Annotated in this window: 18 protein-coding genes; 5 read left to right on the top strand and 13 right to left on the bottom strand. The window is 61.0% G+C overall.

Going from position 1 to position 20,238, the window contains the following annotated elements; translation table 11 throughout:
• Positions 1 to 64 precede the first annotated feature (64 nt).
• Positions 65 to 1,471 carry a serralysin family metalloprotease gene (locus tag C1X29_RS12860; protein ID WP_102717596.1) on the top strand — a complete coding sequence of 469 codons (1,407 nt, stop codon included), beginning with the start codon at positions 65 to 67 and terminating at the stop codon, positions 1,469 to 1,471.
• Between the two features lie 94 nt (positions 1,472 to 1,565).
• Here C1X29_RS12860 and C1X29_RS12855 read toward each other — a convergent pair whose 3' ends face one another.
• The gene (locus C1X29_RS12855; protein ID WP_102717595.1) at positions 1,566 to 2,780 is read right to left on the bottom strand and encodes an MFS transporter; all 1,215 of its coding nucleotides are present in this window, start codon (positions 2,778 to 2,780) and stop codon (positions 1,566 to 1,568) included.
• Between the two features lie 171 nt (positions 2,781 to 2,951).
• Between C1X29_RS12855 and C1X29_RS12850 the strand changes: the two genes are divergently transcribed.
• Positions 2,952 to 3,320 carry a DUF427 domain-containing protein gene (locus tag C1X29_RS12850; protein ID WP_102717594.1) on the top strand — a complete coding sequence of 123 codons (369 nt, stop codon included), beginning with the start codon at positions 2,952 to 2,954 and terminating at the stop codon, positions 3,318 to 3,320.
• Positions 3,321 to 3,358: 38 nt separating this feature from the next.
• On the opposite strand, the gene C1X29_RS12845 is transcribed toward C1X29_RS12850, so the two are convergent.
• The 5 genes from C1X29_RS12845 to C1X29_RS12825 form a co-directional block, all read right to left on the bottom strand.
• Positions 3,359 to 4,432 carry an SGNH/GDSL hydrolase family protein gene (locus C1X29_RS12845; protein ID WP_158247901.1) on the bottom strand — a complete coding sequence of 358 codons (1,074 nt, stop codon included), beginning with the start codon at positions 4,430 to 4,432 and terminating at the stop codon, positions 3,359 to 3,361.
• A 138-nt stretch (positions 4,433 to 4,570) separates the two neighbouring features.
• Positions 4,571 to 4,990, bottom strand: a complete 420-nt coding sequence (locus tag C1X29_RS12840; protein WP_102717592.1) for a hypothetical protein — start codon at positions 4,988 to 4,990, stop codon at positions 4,571 to 4,573.
• A gap of 16 nt (positions 4,991 to 5,006) precedes the next feature.
• Complete coding sequence (locus tag C1X29_RS12835) at positions 5,007 to 7,232, bottom strand: C1 family peptidase (protein ID WP_102717591.1); 2,226 nt, start codon at positions 7,230 to 7,232, stop codon at positions 5,007 to 5,009.
• 196 nt (positions 7,233 to 7,428) lie between these two features.
• Complete coding sequence (locus C1X29_RS12830) at positions 7,429 to 9,051, bottom strand: MFS transporter (protein ID WP_085746133.1); 1,623 nt, start codon at positions 9,049 to 9,051, stop codon at positions 7,429 to 7,431.
• Positions 9,052 to 9,132: 81 nt separating this feature from the next.
• The gene (locus tag C1X29_RS12825) at positions 9,133 to 10,782 is read right to left on the bottom strand and encodes a GMC family oxidoreductase (protein WP_102717590.1); all 1,650 of its coding nucleotides are present in this window, start codon (positions 10,780 to 10,782) and stop codon (positions 9,133 to 9,135) included.
• A 133-nt stretch (positions 10,783 to 10,915) separates the two neighbouring features.
• Here C1X29_RS12825 and C1X29_RS12820 point away from each other — a divergent pair, with 133 nt between their 5' ends.
• Together C1X29_RS12820 and C1X29_RS12815 are read left to right on the top strand one after the other, a co-directional pair.
• Complete coding sequence (locus tag C1X29_RS12820; protein WP_064379494.1) at positions 10,916 to 11,803, top strand: LysR family transcriptional regulator; 888 nt, start codon at positions 10,916 to 10,918, stop codon at positions 11,801 to 11,803.
• Between the two features lie 97 nt (positions 11,804 to 11,900).
• Entirely contained in the window at positions 11,901 to 13,163 is a 1,263-nt protein-coding gene (locus tag C1X29_RS12815; protein WP_102717589.1) for an MFS transporter, read from the top strand.
• Positions 13,164 to 13,185: 22 nt separating this feature from the next.
• Here the strand turns inward: C1X29_RS12815 and C1X29_RS12810 are convergent, their stop codons facing one another.
• From C1X29_RS12810 to C1X29_RS12780, 7 genes are read right to left on the bottom strand one after another with little or no spacing between them, the layout of a single operon-like run.
• Positions 13,186 to 14,553 carry an ATP-binding protein gene (locus tag C1X29_RS12810; RefSeq protein ID WP_102717588.1) on the bottom strand — a complete coding sequence of 456 codons (1,368 nt, stop codon included), beginning with the start codon at positions 14,551 to 14,553 and terminating at the stop codon, positions 13,186 to 13,188.
• Complete coding sequence (locus C1X29_RS12805) at positions 14,550 to 15,212, bottom strand: response regulator (protein WP_064379489.1); 663 nt, start codon at positions 15,210 to 15,212, stop codon at positions 14,550 to 14,552. Before C1X29_RS12805 ends, C1X29_RS12810 begins: the two co-directional genes overlap by 4 nt.
• Positions 15,213 to 15,223: 11 nt before the next feature.
• Positions 15,224 to 15,868 carry a tetratricopeptide repeat protein gene (locus C1X29_RS12800; RefSeq protein WP_102717587.1) on the bottom strand — a complete coding sequence of 215 codons (645 nt, stop codon included), beginning with the start codon at positions 15,866 to 15,868 and terminating at the stop codon, positions 15,224 to 15,226.
• Positions 15,865 to 16,674, bottom strand: a complete 810-nt coding sequence (locus tag C1X29_RS12795; RefSeq protein WP_102717586.1) for an SDR family oxidoreductase — start codon at positions 16,672 to 16,674, stop codon at positions 15,865 to 15,867. The genes C1X29_RS12800 and C1X29_RS12795 overlap by 4 nt, the downstream gene beginning before the upstream one ends.
• On the bottom strand, positions 16,661 to 17,335 hold the full coding sequence (locus C1X29_RS12790) for a TenA family transcriptional regulator (RefSeq protein ID WP_039767068.1): 675 nt from the start codon (positions 17,333 to 17,335) through the stop codon (positions 16,661 to 16,663). The genes C1X29_RS12795 and C1X29_RS12790 overlap by 14 nt, the downstream gene beginning before the upstream one ends.
• Positions 17,332 to 18,813: an AMP-binding protein gene (locus C1X29_RS12785; RefSeq protein ID WP_102717585.1), complete on the bottom strand. Its 1,482-nt coding sequence runs from the start codon at positions 18,811 to 18,813 to the stop codon at positions 17,332 to 17,334. Before C1X29_RS12785 ends, C1X29_RS12790 begins: the two co-directional genes overlap by 4 nt.
• A complete protein-coding gene (locus C1X29_RS12780) occupies positions 18,803 to 19,480 on the bottom strand; it encodes a thermostable hemolysin (protein WP_102717584.1) in 678 nt (225 codons plus the stop codon). Before C1X29_RS12780 ends, C1X29_RS12785 begins: the two co-directional genes overlap by 11 nt.
• A gap of 205 nt (positions 19,481 to 19,685) precedes the next feature.
• On the opposite strand from C1X29_RS12780, the gene C1X29_RS12775 reads away from it, so the two are divergent.
• A complete protein-coding gene (locus C1X29_RS12775) occupies positions 19,686 to 20,237 on the top strand; it encodes a cytochrome b (RefSeq protein ID WP_102717583.1) in 552 nt (183 codons plus the stop codon).
• Position 20,238 lies beyond the last annotated feature (1 nt).

The raw sequence follows: 20,238 nt of genomic DNA, 5'->3' as shown, positions 1-20,238 counted from the left end.
ATCTCGCCAGAAGATCGCCGTTTTTCTGTCTGACACTGACTCTTCAGAAACAAGGACGTACACCATGTCTCAACCTTCCTCCCAGGCCAGCAGCGCCTTCACCGCCGTCGACACCTTCAGCCACCTGTACGATCGCGGCACCGGGACCGTCAACGGCAAACCGTCGTTCACCGCCGACCAGGCCGCCGACGAAATCCTGCGCAAGGGCATGTCGTGGCAGGACAAGAACGCCGACGGCAAGATTGATCTGACCTACACCTTCCTGACCGACAAACCGTCGAACTACAACCCGAAACTCGGCAACTTCAGCGAGTTCAGCGCCCAGCAGAAAGCCCAGGCCGTGCTGGCGATGCAGTCGTGGTCGGACGTGGCCAACGTGACCTTCACCGAGGGCAAGGGCGGGGACGGTCACATGACCTTCGGCAACTACGACGTCAGCACCGGCGGCGCAGCGTTCGCCTACCTGCCGCAGGGCAGCAGCTACGACGGCCAATCGTGGTACCTGATCAACGATCAGTACCAGGTCAACAAGACCCCGGACACCAACAACTACGGGCGTCAGACCCTGACCCACGAAATCGGCCACACCCTCGGCCTGTCGCACCCGGGCGCCTACAACGCCGGCAACGGCAACCCGACCTACGGCGACGCCAAATACGCCGAAGACACCCGTGGCTACAGCCTGATGAGCTACTGGAGCGAAGCCAACACCGACCAGAACTTCAGCAAGGACGGCAGCGGCGCCTACGCCTCGGCACCGTTGATGGACGACATCGTCGCGGTGCAGAAACTCTACGGCGCCAACTTCCAAACCCGTGCCGACAACACCTTGTACGGCTTCAACTCCAACGCCGATCGCGATTTCTACAGCGCCACGTCGAACACCTCCAAAGTGGTGTTCTCGGTGTGGGATGGCGGTGGTAACGACACCCTGGATTTCTCCGGCTTCAGCCAGAACCAGAAGATCAACCTCAACGAAGGTTCGTTCTCCGACGTCGGCGGTCTGGTGGGCAACGTGTCCATCGCCCACGGCGTGACCGTGGAAAACGCCATTGGCGGTTCGGGCAATGACCTGCTGATCGGCAACGCGGCGGCCAACGACCTGATCGGCGGTGCCGGCAACGACATCATTTACGGCGGTGGCGGCGGTGATTCGTTGTGGGGCGGTGAGGGCGCGGACACCTTCGTGTTAGGTGCGGCCAGCGACTCGACCATGACTGCGCCGGACTGGATCATGGATTTCACCAGCGGCCTGGACAAGATCGACCTGTCGGGCATCGCCGGGTTCGCCACCGGCGCAGCCACGCTGAACTTCGTCAGCGGCTTCACCGGGCACGCGGGCGATGCGATCCTTACGTACTTCGAACAGACCAACCAGACCAGCCTGATGATTGACCTTACAGGCCAGGGTTCGGTGGACTTCGCCGTGGGTGTGGTGGGGCAGGCCGTGGCGACCGATATCGTCGCCTGATCTGAAAACGGAAAATCTGAAACGAAAAAACCGCAGTCCTTCGCAGGCTGCGGTTTTTTTGTTTTTGGACATCGCTCTACGACAGTGAAATCCGTTACTGCTCGGTCTCGAGGATCGACGTGGCGTGGGCATTACGTACTCTGGCAAACCACCAGAGAGCCGCCACGCCCAGCAGCGTCGCCAGCACGGCCAGAATCAGAATCACACGTTGCGTCCCCAATGGCGCGGCGAGCAGTGCGACCAGCAGACCGGCCAGCGGTTGCGACAAGTTGTTGAGCAGGGTGATCACGCCCACGGTCTTGCCGAAGTCCTGAGGGGGAATGACTCGCTGGCGAATGCTGCGCATGTAAACGTTGAACATCTTGTCGAAACCGACGATCAGCAGGAAACCCAGCACATAACCCGCCAGGTTCGGGCTCAGGGCGCTGATGAAGGCGCCGGCGGCGAGCATCGAACAGGCAACGCCACCCAGTACGCGCAACGGCAATACCACCCGGGCGAGGAAAAACAGAATCACGATGGTGGTCACCGCGCCAGCCGCTTGCAGCACGGCGTAGTCGTCCTTGCCGGCGCTGTATTGACCGAGCACCATGGCCGCCGAAGTGGCCAGGGTGACCCCGACAATCAGGTTGACCCCGACTGCCAGGGTGATGATCTTTTTCAGCTCCGCCAGTTCGCGGATATGCCTGAAAGCGATGCGCAGAGGCTGCAGCCAGATGTCCTGATGCTGCTCGAACACCTCCAGAGTGATACGGCTGAAACGTTGCCACACCAGCATGCTGAGGTCGGCCAGCAGGAACAGTCCGGCCACCCACAGCACCACCCAGTGCCAAGCCGAAAACTCCAGCAGCAATGCCGCCACCAAGGGCCCCAGAACCAGTCCGGTCTGGTCGGCTATCTGCGAGTAGGAAAGGGTTTTGGTGTAGCTGTAGTGCTGGAAAATATGCGGCATCAGCACTTCGCGGGCCATGATGCCCTGAGTCGTCAGCACGCCGCATAGCGCCGACAGCACCACCAGCCATGCGATACCGCCGAAGACGGCATAAAGCCCTACTGCCAGCACGCAGAGCAGCGCCCGGTAGACCTGACTGATGTGCAGGATTCTGATGGGCGAGAACTTGTCGCACAGGGCCCCGCACAGCGGAAACGCGAGAAAGCGCGGCAGCGACTCGACGAAGAATGCAAGCCCCGCCCAGGACGCGCTGTTGGTGGTCTGGAATACCACCAACGGCACGATGAACAACAGGATCTGGTCCGCCAGCCGCGACAGGAACAGCGAGATGAAAAAAGCCAGGTAATCCTTGCGCATGATGACTCCTGTCGGTGGGCGTTTTGGGCGTGATATGAAACCAGAATCCGCCGCCTCCGCAAGCGGCGGTCATATCTGATCGGAGAAAAACCGTTCGGCTGCGAACCCGACGAGATTCCCCCGCATGGGTTATACCTGAACCGGTGCCTTCGCCGCAGTCAGGAGAAACCGATGAAAACTTCCGGTCCCAGTCCCGTCATCACCATCGCCGAGCAGCCAGGCTGCCTCCTTGTGAAATTCCACGGCATACAAGTCGCCGCCTCGGCTCGAGCGCTGGTGCTGCTCGAAGCCAATTACCCGCCGGTCTACTACATCCCGCGCGAGGATATCGACGAGAAATACTTCGCCCGCACCGACCACACCACCTACTGCCCGTACAAGGGCGATGCCAACTATTTCAGTCTGCAAGTGCCGGGGCATGAAGGAGCGAATGCGGTGTGGACGTACGAGCATCCGAAAATATCAGTCAGTCAAATCAAGGACTATGTTGCGTTCTACCCTGATCAGGTGAAATTCGAATTGCTGGATGCCGAGGTCTGAACGCAACCGGCCGCCCGCAGAGGGCGGCCGGTTGATGCTCACTTGCCTTTGCGCCGGGTCGTCGATTTGGCTTTCGCCGACTCCGCTTTGCGGCTTCGTGTGTGCTTGATGGCCGGTGGTGGCGCAGCTGCCGCACGATGAGCCTGGGCCGGCGCCCCCGGTTGGGTGCTCTCCAACGATTGTTCAAGCAACTGGAACGACGCCTGTGCGACCGCCTTGGCTTTCGTCTGGATGGCCGCCAGCTTCGGTGATAACAGTGCGTCCATTTTATTCTCGAACACCTGCGCTACACGTTTGTATGCGAGTGCATTCAGATGCAGTTCGTTGATCCAGTCATCGTCGTTGATCAAGTTTCTCAGGTCGAGGAAGTAGACGTCTTGATGGCTGTTGGCGACTGACTGGAGCATCACGTTGAGCTGATCGATAAAGTCCGCCACGATCTTGCGCTGCACCTGTGGGTCGAGAATGTTCTTGCGGGTCAGCGACGGACGGATCCACGGTCCGATGAAGCGATAGTTGCCGATGTTGACCACACCTTTACCGGTCGGAACGGCGCGGCCGTAGCCGTGGAAGATGATTCTGGTCTTGGGGCTGGCAGCCTTGACCTTCTTGATCATGTCTTCGTAACCACCTCGAAACACCCGGTCGATGATGTCGGTGACGTATGCGGTTCGCAGTAGAGAAGGAGGCGAACTGTCGGCATGGTTCAGAAACGATGCGAACTCGTCCCCGGCGATGTCGTTGCCACCGGCCGAAAACAGAAAGAACGCCGGTTTCGTGCGTTTGATTTCTGCCAGTACCTCGACGAATTCCGTCGGTTTCCGGGTCCATGATCCTTCTTTGATTTCAGTGCCGTACACCATATTTTCCAGGGTGTCGCCGCCCGTGGCGAAGTTCTTGATCTTGTAGCCGGATGTCAGCTTGAGCCATTTGATGATGTCCACCCCTGGCAAGTAGTCGAACCAGGAATCTCCCTGGGCAACTACATCCACACCATCGGAACCAAAGAAGAATCCCCCAGCGGCGCCCGGTGCCATTTTTTGTGCGGGCTGCTCATGTTGCCAGATGGCCAGGTTGATTTTTGCCAGTGCGTCTTCACTTTCGTAATTCATGTCGGCAGTCTCTTTTTGTCGGAAAAAACGCTCGGGAACCGGCGCGTTGCCGGCTCCATTCATTGAGTCCGAACGACGTCTTCAGGGTGCTGCTACGTCCAGACTGTTCAGCACTTCTGCATAGCGACAGGAAGGCACCTAAGTCCAGACCTGCAGGGTGATCGCGCCTGTGTTGTTGCGATACATCAACCGCACGTCGTTGGCGAAGCACCTGAGTTGTGCGCTGGCCGGTGCGACCCAACCGTTCGGCCAGCGGCTGCCATCACCGATGGGAAAAAAACTGTGCGAATCCTTGTCGATCGAACCGATCAGGGTGAACCATGTGGCACCTTGTGCCTTGCACCGGATGAGTGGCAGAAACAGTTTCAGCTTCGGGACGGCCGCGCCGTTGACGTTGTGTTCTTCGTGCCAGTCGAACCAGTTGCCGGTGGCGCGGAAGAAATAGCGTTGACCGACGGCAAGCATTACCGATGTCGGGCACCAGGGGTCATTGGCCTGAATCTGCACACTGTGCAGCAACGTCTGTGCGCCCGGTGGCGCGATGACTGAAGGAGCCATGAGCGCTCTCCGTAGCTCAATAATCCAGGTCAATGAAGGGTTGATCCAGCCTGGCGTCGGCGTCGAGCCCAAGGATGTTCTTGAGTGTGGTGGTCATCACGTTCAAGTCGTTATCGAACCCGCCATGCGAGGTGTCGGCCTTGGTGTGTGGCCCATAGGTCATTTTCGGGTCGTTATAGATGTGCAGGGTTGACGCCCGGGGGTGCGTGAGACCGCTACCGGTCGCGGCAAAGCCGGCAGGAACGTCGTTGTCCCAGAAAAAAGCGTTCCATTGAGTCGTCATGTCTTGCGCGGCGATGTTCCATTCGCTGAGTTTGGGATCGCTGAAATCCTGGTACGCGCCATCCAGACTCTTGGCCATGCCCAGCAGGGGCATGCGTTGCAATTCTTCATAGGAACGGGAGACGAGATAAAGCAGTGATTTGTGATAGACACCGATGACATTGTCATCCTGTTCGCGCTTGTCCGACATGATGTGCATGTGGAAATCATCGCGTTGCAGTCCGCCACCTTCGATGACACTGCGATAAGTCCGGTTGGCGAAATCGAGGGTGCACGCGGGAGCCATCAGGGTCGAGGTTGCAATTGGCAGGTGCCTGGCCCAGAGCAGGCGAATCAGATGTCCGTTGATCAGTGACCCCGCCGAATGCCCGATCAGGTGCAGTTCGACTTTATCGGCGCCCAGATCATTGACCAGCGCCTGCAGGTTCAGGGTCATTTCCACAAGACCACGGGGCGTGAAACCGCTGACCGCTGCGGCCTCGGCATTCTGTTTCATCTGGCTCCACTGGTCGCCACCGAGTTTTTTGGTGATCATTTCCACCGTGCGATCGAGGCCTTCGGCGGCCTTGTCCTTGACCACTTTGAAAATGTCACCGAAGCCGCCTGCCTCGGGGAACAAGCCGGGCAATGTGTCCTTGACGATGTCCATCAGCGTTTCCAGAACCCCGGTGCGCCAGGTGACGAATAACGGATAGATACCGTTTTCGAGAAAGTACGGGGCCATCGCACAAATGCGCTTGATCGAGTCGGCTTCGTTGTTCAGCCCGCCGTGGGAGAACACGGCGATACGCAATTTGTCGGGTCGGGTTGCATCAGGAAGATTGCCGTACCAGACCTTCGGAGCTTCCCGGACGATTCGGGCCACGCCTGCGCGCACATTCTCTACATCGGTGAGGCGCGGGCCGATGCTGCCGTTGTTCTCCATGACCACGGTCATTCCATAGGCTTGATCCGTGGTCAGAGCGGGCGGTCCCTTGCGGGTAACCATCGAAGAATCGAAGGAGAGCAGTGACATGCCCTCGCGCTTTGCGCTTGCGGAGGGCAGGGCCCCCAGAAATGCCGACTGAACAACGTTGCGGCTGTTCGAAGGTCTGGTGCTGCGTGTGATGGCGCCGTGCTTGATCGGCACACCGAGGGCAACGGTCCAGGCATCGGTGCCGTTGGCCAGCCAGTCCTCGTAGGTCAGGATCGCGAAGCCCGAAAAGCCCCAGTCTGTGGACCAGGAGTTCTGCACAATAAAACCTTCGTGGGTGTAGCCGATCAGAGCGAAGGCATGGCCGCCTTCGACTTTTGATTTCCACTTGATGACAGGCAGCTGGGAGGTGCTCTGGAACACCTTGGGACCCGGTTTGCCTGTGGCTGGCAGATCCCAGCCCTTGTGCACATTGGCCGAGACATACAGCGCATTGGTTTCATACAGCGCCGCCATCATTGCGGTGATGTCATCCTTTTCAACCCGATAGTAAACACCCAGGGGCCGCGTCACGGCATCCTCTGCCCAGTTGTCGGTGGGTGCCTCAAAGTCGGGTACCGAGCCGTTCGGTGCGACGGTGTAGGGCCAGAGACTTCTCTCGCAGACACCGTGTTTGTGCCAGCCTTTCAACGCACCACGGCAACTGGAGCCGGCATAGTCTTCACCCGGCCATTCGTCATAGAGCTTGGCCAGGTGATAGAGCTGGCGCGGGCTGGTCAGCACCGATTGACTGTCACGCCGCCACAACAGGTAGTTGATCACCGCCGAAAGTCCGAAACCGGTACACGCCCCTTCGTTGCCCTGATACAGCACCATGCCCCGGCCGAGGTAATCGGCCAGTTTGCCGGTAATGTCCTCGTCCGACGGAAAGGAGGCGGGGAGTGATTGCGCCCGTGGAGTGAAAAGGCGATCGCGCAGATCCAGGCGATCCGGACGGGCGTCTAGGGTGATCGAATTTTTGGCGAACGAAAACAGGCTGGCAGGCATGGGAGGATCCTCGGGTCCAGAGGCTCGTACCCCCACGCCACGAACGCTTTTCTGCGTCGTAGGGTCTATTGGTCTGATTTATCGTAGACGAGTTTTTGCCGAAGCAAATTGGGACCCGCGAGAAGTTCTACAGCGCCGACGAGTGGCCGCACGGTACGTCGCTGACGAGGAACTGCCCCGTCAGCGACAGCCTGCATCAGTTCTTGTCGAGGTCGATATTCTTGGTCTCCCGCAAACAGATCATGCCCACCACCAGGCTCACCCCGGTGATCAAAACCGGATACCACAGCCCATAGAAAATATCCCCGGTGTACACCACCAGCGCAAACGACACGGTCGGCAGGAAACCGCCGAACCAGCCGTTACCGATGTGGTACGGCAGGGACATCGAGGTGTAGCGGATGCGGGTCGGGAACAGTTCGACCATCAGCGCCGCGAGCGGGCCGTAGCACATGGCCGAGATGATGATCAGGCCGACGATCAGGGCCACGATCATCGGTTTGTTGATCTGCTGCATGTCAGCCTGTTGCGGATAACCGGCGAGGGTGATGGCGCCGCGTAAGGCTGCTTCGTCGAAGCCGTCGAGTTTCACATCTCCGACGCTCACTTGCACCGTGCTGCCCGCTGGGGCGGCGACGCTGGAGTAGGGCAGGCCTTGCTTGACCAGGAAGGTCTTGACCTTGTCGCACGGGCTGTCGAATTTGGCCTTGCCCACCGGATCGAACTGGAAGGTGCAGGTCGCCGGGTCAGCCACCACGGTGATCGGTGCCTGACGGCTGGCGTGGTCGATGGCCGGGTTGGCGTAGTGGGCCAGGGATTTGAAGATCGGGAAGTACAGCGCGGTGGCCAGCAGCAGGCCGAGCATCAGCACCGGTTTGCGCCCTACCTTGTCCGATAGCCAGCCGAAAATGATGAAGAACGGCGCGCCGATCACCACGCTGATGATCAACAGACTGTTGGCCACCGCCGGGTCCATTTTCAGGAACTGGGTGAGGAAGAACAGCACGTAGAACTGCGCCGCATAAAAGGTCACCGCCTGGCCGGCGTTGATGCTGAACAGTGCGATCAGCACGACCTTGAGGTTTTCCCATTTACCAAAGGATTCGCGGATCGGCGCCTTGCTGGCCTTGCCTTCCTCTTTCATTTTCAGATAGGCCGGCGACTCGTGCAGGCTCAGGCGAATCCAGGTGGAAATGCCCAGCAGCACGATCGACAGCAGGAACGGAATGCGCCAGCCCCAGACTTCGAACTGATCGCCGGTGAAGTAGCGGCAACCGAGCACCACCAGCAGCGACAGCAGCAGACCGAGGGTGGCAGTGGATTGAATCCAGCTTGTGTGGAAACCGCGTTTGCCGATCGGCGCGTGCTCCGCCACGTAAGTTGCGGCGCCGCCATATTCGCCGCCAAGGGCCAGGCCCTGCAGCATGCGCAACACAACAAGAATGATCGGCGCGGCGATGCCGATGCTGGCGTAGGTCGGCAGCAGGCCCACCGCGAAGGTCGCTACGCCCATCAGGATGATGGTCGCGAGGAAGGTGTATTTGCGCCCGATCATGTCCCCCAACCGACCGAACACCAGCGCCCCGAACGGCCGCACGATGAAGCCTGCGGCAAACGCCATCAGCGCGAAGATGAACGCCGTGGTGTCGTTGACCCCAGCGAAGAACTGCTTGCTGATGACCGCCGCCAGGGCGCCGTAGAGAAAAAAGTCATACCACTCGAACACCGTCCCCAGGGACGAGGCGAATATGACCTTTCGGGTATCGGGGCTGGCGTCCGTGCTGCGCACGGCGTCCAGCGGTTGAGCGTGTTCTGACATATCGGTATCCCTCACAGTGATTGTTTTTGTTGTTTCCACTGTCGGCGCCGACCTTGTGGGCGTGCGCCGCTGTTCCTTTGGTCAAGAGAGTGCGGTCAGTGCTTTTTCTTCGGCGGGAAAACTCCGGGCGGTTGGGTTGAGAATCAGCTGTGCCGCTTTTTCAGCAATCATCAGCGTAGGCGAACAGGTGTTGCCCGAGGTAATGCGCGGCATGATCGACGCATCGGCAATCCGCAGACCGGGCACGCCGTGCACGCGCAACTGCGCATCGACCACCGCGTCCGCGTCGTTGCCCATGCGACAGGTGCCGACCGGGTGGAAAATCGTCGTGCCGATCTTCGCCGCCGCTTCGTGCAGTTGTTCTTCGGTCTGCAGGCTGGCGCCGGGCAGGTATTCCACCGGATTGAAGGCTTGCAGGGCCGGGGCGCTGACGATGCGCCGGGTCAGGCGAATCGCGTCGGCGGCCACGCGCAGGTCTTCGGGATGGCTGAGGTAATTGGGTTGAATCAGCGGGGCTTCTTTCGGATCGGCGGAGCGGATCTCTATTCGGCCACGGCTCTGCGGCCGCAGATCACACACCGATGCAGTGAACGCGGGGAAGCTGTGCAACGGCTCGCCAAAGCGCTCCAGCGACAGCGGTTGCACGTGATATTCGAGGTTGGCCGAGGTCTGTTCCGGCCCGGATCGGGCAAACGCGCCCAGCTGACTCGGCGCCATCGACAACGGCCCGCTGCGGTCATACAGATAACGCAGGCCCATGCCCATCTTGCCCCACACACTACCGGCGATCTGGTTGAGGGTGCGGGCGTTTTCCAGTTTGTAGATCAGCCGCAGTTGCAGGTGATCCTGCAGGTTGCCGCCGACGCCCGGCAGTTCATGCACCACGCCGATCCCGAGCTTTTCCAGCAGCGGGCGCGGGCCGATTCCGGAGCGTTGCAGAATGCTCGGCGAACCCACGGAGCCGGCGCACAACACGATCTCCTTGCGCGCCTTGAAACTCTTTTGTTGACCCTGCCACCGGGCGCTGACTTTCGAAGCGCGACCGTCCTCGAACAACACGCGATCAACCTCGACGTCAGTCAACACCTTGAGATTGGCCCGATCGCGAATCGGGTTCAGAAACGCCTTCGCCGCATTCCAGCGTACGCCGGCTTTCTGATTGACCTGAAAGTAGCCGCAACCCTCGTTGTCGCCCTGGTTGAAGTCATCAATGCTGGCGATGCCGCTCTGCTCGGCAGCACTGCGGAAGGCATCGAGAATCGGCCACGACAGGCGCTGGCGTTCGACTCGCCACTCACCCTTGTCGCCATGAAAGTCCGCCGCGCCGGCGAAGTGGTTTTCGCTCTTTTTGAACAATGGCAGCACGTCATTCCAGGCCCAGCCCGGATTGCCCTCCGCAGCCCAGCCGTCGTAGTCGTTGGCCTGGCCGCGCATGTAGATCATGCCGTTGATCGACGAACAGCCGCCCAGCACCTTGCCGCGCGGATAACTCAGCGCGCGGCCATTGAGGCCCGGTTGCTCTTCGGTCTTGAAGCACCAGTCGGTGCGCGGGTTGCCGATGCAGAACAGGTAACCCACGGGGATGTGAATCCACGGGTAGTTGTCGCGCCCGCCGGCCTCCAGCAACAGCACGCGCTGCTGTGGATCCGCCGACAGCCGATTGGCCAGCAAACACCCGGCCGGCCCGGCACCGACCACGATGTAATCGAATTCATCGAGGGAAGTCTGCATTCCCTGACCTCGCTTATTGTTTTTGTTGTCGGTCATCCTAGTTGTTAGCTTTCGTCAAAAGAATGTTAGTTTTTGCGCAGCCGCTGTGCGTTTTCAAACAGCGCTCCCTGACGATAGCCGACAAGGACAAGCCATGTTCGACTGGAACGACCTGCGGTTCTTTCTCGAGTTGCAGCGCAGCGGCCGCTTGCTCACTGCCGCCCGCCGCCTGAACACCACGCACGCCACCGTCGCCCGGCATATCGAGGCCATCGAAAAAAGCCTCGGCACCGCGCTGTTCGTCCAGCACGCCCAAGGCTACGAAATGACCCCGGCGGGGGAGGCGCTGCTCAAACACGCCGAAGCGATGGAAAACGTCGCGCTGCTCGCCCAGGAAGAAATCACCCAGTCCACCGCACCGCTGGGCAAGATTCGCGTCGGCGTCACGGAAGGGCTGGGCATCATGTTTTTGGCCAGCCGCATGATCGGGTTGTTCGAACGCTATCCGGGGCTGGAAGTGGAACTGGTGGCGGTGCCGCGTTTCGTCAGCATCCTCAACCGCGAGGCGGAAATCAGCATTCACCTGGAACGGCCGGCAGCTGACATGCTGGTCACCCGCAAACTCACCGATTACCGGCTCGCGCTCTATGCCAGCCGCGCCTATCTCGACAATGCGCCGCCGCTGCGCAGTCGCGAAGATCTCGGACGACACGCGTGGATCGGCTACGTCGATGATCTGCTGTTCAGTCAGGAACTGATGTTTCTCAACAGCTTCTGTCGCAACCCGCGTGTTGTGTTTCACAGCACCAGCGTGATCGCGCAGCAGCAGGCGGCGCGCTCAGGTCTCGGCATTGCAGTTCTTCCTTGTTACATGGCCGCGTCGGACCCGGATCTGGTGCCGCTGTTGCCCGATGAGAGCATCGAGCGCAGCTACTGGATCAGTACGCGGCGCGAGTTGCACAAGTCGGTGCGGTTGCGGGTGGTCTGGGATTACGTGGTGGGGTTGTGCGAAGGCGAGCGCGAGTTGTTGATGGGCCAGTAAAGAAGCTGTTTCATGCAACTAAAATGCTTGGCAAAAGGTCATTCGATTTGCGGAGGTTGAGTCATCTCGCAGAACCTCGACAACGAAGGCGTTACCCGTGGCCACTCACCTCGATCGCCGCAATAACCTGTCCCTCGACAGCCTGAATTTCTTCCTCGCCGATGTGCGTGACGGGCTCGGTCCTTATCTGGCGATTTACCTGCTGGCGGTTCACCACTGGGAGCCGGCGAGCATTGGCCTGGTGATGACGATTGCCGGGATCGCCGCGCTCATCACGCAGACCCCGGCAGGCGCACTGGTCGACAGCACGCGCTTCAAACGGTCGCTGATTGCGATTGCCGCGCTGGTGGTCACCGCAAGCTGTCTGCTGCTGCCGTTTGTGACGTCGTTCAGCCTGGTGGCGGTGACGCAAGCTATCAGTGCCGTCGCCGCTTCGATTTTCGCGCCGGCCATTTGCGCGATCACCCTCGGCATTACCGGGCCTCGTGCCTTCACGCGAAGAACTGGGCGCAACGAAACTTTCAATCACGCCGGCAACGCCTGCGCCGCGTTGTTGGCCGGTTTGTCCGCGTACCTGTTCGGCCCGGTCGCGGTGTTTTATTTGATGGCGGTCATGGCGCTGGCCAGCGTGATTGCCGTTTCGTTCGTATCGGCAGACGCGATTGACCACGATCTCGCCCGAGGCCTGAATCCCAGCGAAACGGGGCAGGGCAAGCAGCCTTCGGGCTTTTCCGTGTTGCTCACCAACCGACCGTTGCTGATATTTGCGATTTGCTGCGCGCTGTTTCATCTGGCGAACGCGGCGATGTTGCCGCTGGTGAGTCAGAAACTGGCGCAGGCCAATCTGCAAATGGCCACGCCGCTCACGTCCGCCTGCATCGTCGCGGCGCAACTCGTGATGGTGCCGGTCGCGCTGCTGGTGGGAGCGAAAGCGGATCTGTGGGGACGCAAGCCGTTGCTGCTGGCGGGGTTTCTGATCCTGCCGTTGCGTGGCGTGTTGTATGTGCTGTCGAACGATCCGAGGTGGCTGGTTTCGGTGCAGTTGCTCGATGGCATCGGCGCGGGGATTTTCGGCGCGCTGTTTCCGGTGGTGGTGAAAGACCTGACGCAGGGGACCGGGCATTTCAATGTCAGTCTCGGGGCGATTTCAACGGTGTTCGGTCTGGGTGCTGCATTGAGCAACAGTCTGGCGGGCATCGTGGTACAAGAGGCCGGTTACAGCGCTGCGTTCCTGACCTTGGCGGGGGTGGCGATGGCGGCGCTGGTGCTGCTTTGGGTGGCGGTGCCGGAGACGGTGCAGCGCTCAAACGTTGACTCAATGGCCCTGCAAGGCAAGGCGCCGCCGATGGTTGCGCCTTGACTCAAACGGTCTCAAGACCTGTTCAACCGGCGGGAATCGACAACGTCGCCCGCAGGCCACCTTCGACCCGGTTTTCCAGTGTGATCCCTCCACCCAGACGCGTTGCGATGGTATTGACGATGGTCAGCCCGAGGCCCGCGCCCTCGGGATTGCCCCGGCTGTAGAACCGTTCGAACAGTCGTGCCCTGTCCGCTTCATCGATACCCGGCCCCTGATCTTCAACGCTCAAATGGTAAAACCCGTCGGCCCGGGTCAATTGCACACTGATCACGCCTTGCTCCGGGGAGAAGTTGGCGGCGTTGGTGATGAGGTTGTTCAGGGCAATGTCGATGGTGGCAGCATCGGCGAACACTGGAAAAGGTTGTTCGCTGACGTCGAAGGCCAGTTCCAGATGCTTGCTCAGCAACCATGGCGTGAGTTGCACCAGACTGTTGCGCACGGTGTCGCCAAGGTCGATGCGTTGGTTGGCAGGCGCACTGGCCTTGGGTTCGAGGCGGGCCATGGTCAGCAACTGATTGACCAGTCGGCTGGTTCGATCCACGCCGGCAATCAGAAACTCGAGTGACTCGCGACGTTCCTGCTCGGTGCCGGCTTCCAGCAGGTTTTGCGCGTGTACCCGCAGAACCGCCAGCGGCGTGCGCATTTCGTGGGCGGCGTCGGCGATGAACCGGCGCTCGCGACCGAGCACTTCCTGGATCTGCGCAAGCATGCGGTTGAGCGCGGCCTGCATTGGTTCCAGTTCGCTGGGCAGCGGCGTCAGTTGCAGCGGTTCGAGGGAGCCGCTGTGCCTGGCGCGTAGCGTCGCCGCCATATTGGCCAGGGGCTTGAGCCCCCAGCCGATGGCCAGCCAGATCATCGCCGCCAGGATCAGACTGCCGATCACGTTCGGCCACAGGGTATGGCGGACGATCCGGTCAACCAGGTCCGCTCGCACATCGCCACGCTCACCCACCCAGATGCGCAAACCGTTCTGTTTGTCTTCAAGCACAAACGCCCGCCAGTGGCGCTTGTTCAGATCCTCCACGTCGCTGAAGCCAGGCTGGATCGGTGGCGTGCTGAAGGAGGGCGCGCTGGCGGTATGCACCAGGACCTCGCCCTTGGCATTCCAGACCTGAAAGGCGAGCTTTCTTTCGTAGGGATGGCCGTCACCCTTGGGCACGGCTTCAGCCAGGGCCGAGTTGAACGCCCGATAAAGATCCGCGTGCTCCTGCCCCGGCAACGGCATGCGCATCACGCCTTGCAGCAACCGTGCGTTCTGCGCCAGTTGCGCGTCGTAGACTTCGGCGATTTCGTGGTTGCTGTCGTGCAGATTGAACAGGCTGAGCACGGTCAGACCGGCGAGCATCAGGCCGATGATCAGGGTCAGGGTGCGGCGCCGGATCGAGGTCATCGGCGCTCCTCCACCAGATAACCCACGCCGCGAATGGTGCGGATCAGGTCGGTGGAGAATTTCTTGCGCAGGTGATGAATATGCACTTCGAGAGTGTTGCTTTCGGCTTCTTCGTTCCAGCCGTAAAGCAGTTGTGTGAGGTGGTCGCGGGTCATGACCCGACCCGGCGGCGAGAGCAGTTCGTGCAACAACTGATATTCCTTGGGCGTGAGCACCACCGGCTGCCCCAGGTAGCTGACTTGCTGGGTGCCGGGGTTGAGGCTGATGCCGGCATGTTCGATCAGCATCTGCGCGCGTCCGGCACTGCGCCGCAGCAGGGCGCGCAGGCGGGCCTTGAGCTCGGCCAGGTCGAAGGGTTTGATCAGATAGTCGTCGGCGCCGGCATCCAGCCCCGCGATGCGGTCTTCGGTGGCATCGCGGGCGGTGAGGATCAGCACCGGCAGGTTCGAACCGCTGCCACGCAGACGACGCAGGACTTCGAGCCCATCCATGCGCGGCAGGCCGAGATCGAGCACCGCCAAATCAAAGGTTTCGCTGAGCAGGGCGTGCAGGGCGCTGCTGCCGTCCTTGAGCCAGTCGACGGTGTAGCCCTCGCGCCCCAGCGCCTGATGAATGCCCTCGCCGAGGGCCACGTCATCCTCGATCAGTAATAAACGCACACGGACTCCTGTCAGTCGAGTTTCTTGTTCACGTCCACCAGCAACGCGGCGATCTCTTTGCGGCGCCCGGCATCGGCACTTTCCCGGCCTGGGCGAGGAGCGGCTTGCAGGGCCTTGAGCAGCGCTGCTTTGGCTTCAGCGTAGCGTTTTTGACGATAAAGGTGATCGCCCCAGAAGTACAGACTGTCGATGCCGTCCGGGTTGAGTTGCAGGGCCTGTTTGAGCAGTTGTTCAGCCTTGTCGCTGTCGCCGAACCCGATCGGCCAGCCCGGTACCCGGTCGTACAGCGCGGCAAGGCTGGTGTAGGCCGAACCTTGCAATGCCTTGGGGTCGAGGGTCAGGGATTTTTCCAGATCGGCTTTGGCGTCCTTGGCTTTGCCCAGGGCCCCGAGCCCGCCCTCGGCACCGGCCCAACTGCTGGTGACGATGCCTTTCCAGATCCAGGCCTCGGCGACGGCCGGACGTTCGGTGGCGAAGTGCGTTGCCTGGACGGCCAACTGTTCAAATGCAGCGGCGCGCTGTTTTTCCGGTGTTTCGTACTGGATGTGCGCCCAGCTCTGTTGGATGCTGTTGAGGCGTTGTTGATCGGCAGCGTCCAGCGCCCAGACACATTGACTGAGGGCGCCCAGCAGCACACAGGCGAGAATTTTTTTCATGGTTTCGGCGTCTCGTTTTCAGGTTTTTCACTCAGGCGACGGATCAATGGCAATTGCTTGCGCAGACCGCGATCCACCAGATTGGGCAGCAGGCTGTTGAGGCGTACGAAGAAGCGCTCCGGCCAGCCCAGATAGAGGTCGCGGCGATCACCGGCAATCGCATGGATCACGGCGGCAGCGACGGCTTGCGGATCGTCGACGCTGGATTTGAGTGCGTCGTTCAATGCCTGGGCGGCGGGGCTGTTCATGGCGGTGCGTGTGGCGCGGGGCGCCACGTACAACACACCGACCCGGGTATCCGCCAACTCTCGGCGCAAGGCCTCGGAAAATCCGCGCAAGGCAAACTTGGTCGCGCAGTAACTGGCATAACCTGGATAACCGATCGAACCATAGGTCGAGCCGACGTTGACCACCATGGCACTGTCGGCCTGCTTGAGCAGCGGCAGCAACAGTTTGGTCAGGCAGATCGGCGCACCGATGTTCACCGCCAGCATGGCGTTGATGTCGCTGTCGTCGAGCTGTTCCAGCATTGCGAAATGATTGACCCCGGCGGCGTTGATCAGCAGGTTGATGCCGCCGATGGCCTCGGCGGCGGCCAGCACCTTGCGCCGGTCGCTGAGGAACGTCAGATCGGCGGCGACCCAGCACAGGTTCTGCGGGTAAAGGTCGAGCAACGGGCGCAGCGATTCCTGATGCCGCGCGACCGTCAGGACCTGCGCACCGGCAGCGCACAAGGCACGCGTGATCGCTATCCCGATGCCGCCGCTGGCACCGGTCAACACCACACGGGCTTCATGCAGCTGCATGTTGAGCCTCCGCGTCACGGGGCAGGCCGCGGAACATGTCGGTGTAGAGCCGATAGACGACTTTCGAGGCATGGATCACCGCCGCCTGGTCGGCCGGATCTTCCAGCTGATTCATCAGCCGGCGATAGGTTTGCATGTGCTCGATGTCCAGCGAGCCGTGGGAACTGAGGTAGCTGAACGCCGTTTCCGGCAGGGCCAGACGCTCGCGGATACTGCCCGCGGCGTGGGTGGCCAGGGCGATGCTGGTGCCCTCCAGCACGTTGACCATGCCAAACAGGCCCACCGGATTGCCTCGGGCGATCAGGTCGTAGAGAAAGCTGACCATCAGCTCGATCGGCAGCGACGGCTGTCCGTCACGCACCGCGTTACGGTCACCGCCACAGGCCTCGATGTCGTTGAGCACCCATTGCTCGTGGCCGTATTCGTCCTCGATGTATTCGCACACGGCTTTGCGCAGCCATTCCAGGTGCGTCGGCAGGCGTGCACCACAGGCCATCATCAGAGGTACGGTGTGACGCACGTGGTAGTAGGCCTGGGCGAGAAACGCGCGATAACTTTCAAGGCTGACCTTGCCTTGCAGCGCATCGAGAATGATCGGCAAATTGAACAGCTCGTGGCGTTCCTGGTGCGTGGCTTCTTGCAGGGTGTCGAAAAAACTCATGGTGCGGATTCCTCGGAAAGGGCGGATTCGGCAAGCACGGCGCGGTACTGCGCGACGATTGCCTCGCGGCGCGGGCGACCGTTGGCGGTGAGCAGGCCGTTGGCGGCCGTGAAAGGTTGTTTGAGACGTGTCCAGTGATGCACCTGGGCGTAATCGGGCAAGGCCTCGTTGGCAGCGGCGACGGCGGCGGCGAGCTGAGCATCGGTGCAGTCCGGACGGTGCGGCCAGAGCAGGGCGTGGTTGTGCGGCAAGGCTTCGCCATACACAAAGGCCTGGGCGATGTGATGACGCTGGGTCAGTTCGGATTCGACCCATTCCGGGTTGACGTTGCGGCCGAAACTGGTGACGAACTGATGCTTCTTGCGGCCCTTGAGGTAGAGAAAACCTTCCGGGTCGAACTCCCCCAGATCGCCGCTGGGCCACCACTCATCGGTGTACGCCGGTTCGCCAAGGTAACCGAGCAGGGGCGAGCCTTTGATCAACACCTCACCATCTTCGGCCAAGCGCACGTCGACGTGGGGCAGGGGCCGCCCGACGCTGCCCGGACGTCGAGCCCCAGGCCGGTTGAGACAGACAACCGAGGCGCATTCGGACAGGCCGTAGCCTTCGTAGACCGGCAGGCCGACCCGTTGCGCGCGGTGCAGCAGATCCTCGGATACCCGTGCGCCACCAACGGCGGCAAAACGCAGCGATTGCGGATCGAAGGCTTTCTGTTCGGCAGCGCTGACCAGTAACAGCAGCAATTGCGGCACCAGAATCAGGCTCTCGGGTGCCCGGCTGGCCAGACAGCCCAGCAAGCGCGGCAGGTCGACGCCGCTGGCGCCCTGGATGCCCAGGGTTTTCTGGCTCGGCACGCTCAGCGTCGCACCGGCGTACAGCGCCGCGTAACAGCCGAGGTTCTCCAGCAGGATCGCCAGCGGCAGCAACGCCACGTGATGTTGAGGGGCTGTGGGTTTGCTGGCCTCTTCCAGCTCCCGAGCGACCCGCAGCAGACTGTCGGCGCTCAGGCACACGCCCTTCGGTGTACCGGTGGTCCCGGAGGTAAACGTCAGTTTGGCGGTGCCGACTGGCAGGCGGTTCGGGCCTTCAAAGGCGCGGCACCAGAATTCACCGCGTTGTTCATAACCGGCGGCCAGCAATTCTGGCACCAACTCCGGTTCGGCGATCACTCGCTCGGCCTGGCTTTGCTCTAGGCAATGGGCACGCTGCGCGGGGCTGAAAAAGGGCGGCAGCGTCACGCAGGCCAGACCTTCAAACAACGCCGCCAGATCCCAGAGTATGGCCTCGACGCCGTTGTCCAGCGCCAGGGCGATAACCTTCACCTTTTCATCGCGCAGGCGCTGCTGGCGGTACATCACCTCGGCGTACAGCGTCGTGTAGCTGATTTTCAGCGTGTCGCCCCATAACGCCAGGGCGTTGTCATTGCGCCCTGCATGGCTGCGCAGGGTTTCCTGGAATCGTTGGCGTTCAAGCGACATGGCAGGCTCCTTCGACAGAAGTCGGCAATCCCAGCCGACTGAACAGACCGATGTTGCGCAGATGGATGAAACCGGAGCGGATATTGCCCACGTGCACCCAGGGTTTGCTTTCGTAGTAACTGCCCCAGTGGTGACGGTCATCGCCCAGACGCTCCGGGTCAGCGGCGCACAGCGTCACCGGCTTCAGACCCAGGCGATGGAAGCTGTTGACCAGCCCGATATTGCCGGTGAAGGTCACCCATTCCAGACCGCCCATGGCCAACAGATAAGTGATCGCAATGATGCTCAGGCGCGCGCTGCCGGTGTCGTTGGCGGCAAGGTTGCCGACTTCGACAATCGCGCTGCGCTCCACCGGATGGTCTGCCGCCGCGCTGATCAACGGCTCGATCGGTTCATCCAGGTAACGTTCGAGAAAAAGTGGTTCAAGGTGCGCACGACGTACTCCAGCGACCGCGCACAAGTCCCCGGAGTCGTTGTGCACACCAAACAGTTCAGGCATGAAATGGCGGATATCGGCGCCGTGGGCCTTGCGAAAACGTTGTTGAATAAACGCTTCGAACGCCGCCCGTTGAGCGTCGCCGGGTTGGGCGCTCGACAGCTGCATCTGCGTTGTTTCGCCTTGGCCAAAACGCAGGGGCAGGTGGATGTTCCAGTCAGAATCGGGCATGGGCTGAACGCCTCCCTCAATAGGTTTGAGTGGAGTATCCGGACCATTTCTTAACGAAGTCTGAAGGTGAAAAAAGGTTAACGAACGACGGATCTTCAGATTGTCTTAAGACTGTCACGGCAGTGTGACGCCGTCGGTTCGCCCGGCAACCGGATCGAGACAGCCGAACGAGTCGGCCGTCGCTTACAACAATCACGAGGCAACTATGACCCGCGACATGGCCGCACCCCATTATGGAAAACTGTCGATCACCTTGCACTGGCTGATGCTGGCGCTGTTCGTGGGCGTGTATGCCTGCGTTGAAATCAAAGGCTTCATGCCCCGAGGCAGCGAAGCGCGGGGCCTGTTAATGGGCCTGCACGGGATGTTCGGCGCGAGCATTTTCGTTCTGGTGTGGGTGCGCCTGTTTGGCCGCCTGACGCCGCGTCCGCCGATCACCCCCAAACCGCCTGCCTGGCAGACGGCAATCGCGCACCTGATCCACCTGGCCCTGTATGGGCTGATGATCGCCACCCCGGTGCTGGCCTGGCTGATGCTCGCGGCCGGCGACAAACCTTTTCCGTATTTCGGCTTTCATGTGCCGGCGCCGGTGGCGGTCGATCCGGATCTGGCCAAGCAGATCAAGAGCTGGCACGAGCTGATCGGCAATGCCGGTTACTGGCTGATCGGCCTGCATGCCGCTGCCGGACTGTTCCATCATTACTGGGTCGGCGACGACACCCTGGACCGGATGCTGGGCGGGCGCAATCGCTCCTGAG

The sequence above is a fragment of the Pseudomonas sp. GW456-12-10-14-LB2 genome, assembly GCF_002884345.1.
Lineage (GTDB): Bacteria > Pseudomonadota > Gammaproteobacteria > Pseudomonadales > Pseudomonadaceae > Aquipseudomonas > Aquipseudomonas paraglycinae.
This window is presented reverse-complemented; position numbering and strand designations above follow the sequence as displayed.

Excerpts from the sequence above, each read along its gene's own strand:
- C1X29_RS12840 (WP_102717592.1), bottom strand. The coding sequence starts at position 4,990 with ATGGCTCCTTCAGTCATCGCGCCACCGGGCGCACAGACGTTGCTGCAC.
- C1X29_RS12775 (WP_102717583.1), top strand. The coding sequence starts at position 19,686 with ATGACCCGCGACATGGCCGCACCCCATTATGGAAAACTGTCGATCACC.
- C1X29_RS12795 (WP_102717586.1), bottom strand. The coding sequence starts at position 16,674 with ATGCAGCTGCATGAAGCCCGTGTGGTGTTGACCGGTGCCAGCGGCGGC.
- C1X29_RS12860 (WP_102717596.1), top strand. The coding sequence starts at position 65 with ATGTCTCAACCTTCCTCCCAGGCCAGCAGCGCCTTCACCGCCGTCGAC.
- C1X29_RS12830 (WP_085746133.1), bottom strand. The coding sequence starts at position 9,051 with ATGTCAGAACACGCTCAACCGCTGGACGCCGTGCGCAGCACGGACGCC.
- C1X29_RS12810 (WP_102717588.1), bottom strand. The coding sequence starts at position 14,553 with ATGACCTCGATCCGGCGCCGCACCCTGACCCTGATCATCGGCCTGATG.
- C1X29_RS12800 (WP_102717587.1), bottom strand. The coding sequence starts at position 15,868 with ATGAAAAAAATTCTCGCCTGTGTGCTGCTGGGCGCCCTCAGTCAATGT.
- C1X29_RS12820 (WP_064379494.1), top strand. The coding sequence starts at position 10,916 with ATGTTCGACTGGAACGACCTGCGGTTCTTTCTCGAGTTGCAGCGCAGC.
- C1X29_RS12780 (WP_102717584.1), bottom strand. The coding sequence starts at position 19,480 with ATGCCCGATTCTGACTGGAACATCCACCTGCCCCTGCGTTTTGGCCAA.
- C1X29_RS12850 (WP_102717594.1), top strand. The coding sequence starts at position 2,952 with ATGAAAACTTCCGGTCCCAGTCCCGTCATCACCATCGCCGAGCAGCCA.
- C1X29_RS12835 (WP_102717591.1), bottom strand. The coding sequence starts at position 7,232 with ATGCCTGCCAGCCTGTTTTCGTTCGCCAAAAATTCGATCACCCTAGAC.
- C1X29_RS12790 (WP_039767068.1), bottom strand. The coding sequence starts at position 17,335 with ATGAGTTTTTTCGACACCCTGCAAGAAGCCACGCACCAGGAACGCCAC.
- C1X29_RS12785 (WP_102717585.1), bottom strand. The coding sequence starts at position 18,813 with ATGTCGCTTGAACGCCAACGATTCCAGGAAACCCTGCGCAGCCATGCA.
- C1X29_RS12855 (WP_102717595.1), bottom strand. The coding sequence starts at position 2,780 with ATGCGCAAGGATTACCTGGCTTTTTTCATCTCGCTGTTCCTGTCGCGG.
- C1X29_RS12825 (WP_102717590.1), bottom strand. The coding sequence starts at position 10,782 with ATGCAGACTTCCCTCGATGAATTCGATTACATCGTGGTCGGTGCCGGG.
- C1X29_RS12845 (WP_158247901.1), bottom strand. The coding sequence starts at position 4,432 with ATGAATTACGAAAGTGAAGACGCACTGGCAAAAATCAACCTGGCCATC.